Source organism: Stenotrophomonas pictorum JCM 9942, assembly GCF_001310775.1.
Taxonomy (GTDB): domain Bacteria; phylum Pseudomonadota; class Gammaproteobacteria; order Xanthomonadales; family Xanthomonadaceae; genus Stenotrophomonas; species Stenotrophomonas pictorum.
Genome location: NZ_BAZI01000711.1, coordinates 1 through 799, shown reverse-complemented (window position 1 = coordinate 799; position 799 = coordinate 1). Strand labels below are relative to the sequence as shown.

The 799-nt window shown below is 68.5% G+C and carries 1 pseudogene; it reads right to left on the bottom strand.

Going from position 1 to position 799, the window contains the following annotated elements:
• Window positions 1-799 (bottom strand): annotated as a pseudogene (locus tag JCM9942_RS17220) (GGDEF domain-containing protein); the annotation flags it as partial.

Here is a 799-nt window from a genome sequence, read left to right as displayed (position 1 = left end):
GGCCCGGGCATTGGCCAGGTGGTCGCGCGCGCGCAGCGCCTGCGCCTGCACGCGCGCGGTGTCCTGCAGCACGTCCTGCAGCAGCTGGCTCAGATCGGCGATGCTGCGTGCCTGGCGGACCGAGATGGCGTAACTGGCCAGACGGTCGTGGTAATCGCCGGTATCGGTGGCCATGCCGTCCACCTGCTGGACGAAATCGATCATCAACTCCTTCATCGCCGTCTTGGAGGCGTCGATGCCCTGCTTGAGCAGGCCCTGGCGGTAGATCACCTCCCGCAGGTTGTTGCGGGTGTGCTCCAGCGAGCTGCGATCCAGCGGGCCGCCCAGCAACTGGCGCACCGCGCTGATCTGCCCCTGCAACCAGCTGCCGCCCTCGAGCAGTTCGGCGATGTTTTCCAGCAGCAGATCGAACAGGTTCAGCAGCAGGTCGTGCTGTTCCTGCAGCCCTTCGCTGCGCACGCCGACCTGGTGGCACAGCTCGCGCAGCTGCTGCTCCACCGGTGCCAGCGACTGGCCCGGCTGCCAGTGGCGCAGTTCGGCACCCATCCGTTCGGTGTGCTGCTGCAGTTCCGGCGCCTGTACCAGCAAGCCGGCCAGCACCGCATCCAGGGTGTTGCGCAGCAGGTCGCGCAGCTTGGCGGCATCGCCGTTCGCCGATGCCGGGGTGTCCAGTTCGACCGTGCGGATGTACTTGTCGATGAGTTGCCGCAGCAGGCGGCCATAGCGCTCCCAGTCGCGCTCGGCCTGGGCGCTGTGCAGGCGCTGGCCCATGTCGCCCAGCTCGCCGGGCAGGGTGGCC